Origin of the sequence: Cohnella baijiui, from assembly GCF_020731285.1 — a bacterium.
In the GTDB taxonomy this organism is placed as follows: Bacteria; Bacillota; Bacilli; order Paenibacillales; family Paenibacillaceae; genus Cohnella.
The window spans coordinates 1-230 of the sequence record NZ_JAJFOW010000376.1; the positions used below are offsets into that span (position 1 = coordinate 1).

Consider the following 230-nt stretch of genomic DNA (forward strand, 5'->3'; position numbering starts at 1 on the left):
TTGCGGTGGAAATGTAAAGATGAACTGTCGGCCATCGTGTGCAATGGCTTCTACTTGAATTGTCGTTTCATCTAAGGCGCGCATCTGATCACCAGATACGAGATACCGTCCTTCATCGAGTGTAAAGGCGCGGTTTACTACATTGTATTCCGGCGGCTTGATAAATCGTACATAGACATCCTTCCATGCCGGTGCATGATCAAAGCGGATGTTGACGTCGTTAAAACCAG

At 47.0% G+C, this 230-nt stretch carries 1 protein-coding gene; it reads right to left on the reverse strand.

What is annotated here, in order from left to right; translation table 11 throughout:
* The coding region (locus LKX83_RS33020) for a hypothetical protein (RefSeq protein WP_227887517.1) at positions 1-230 on the reverse strand (230 nt) is incomplete at both ends.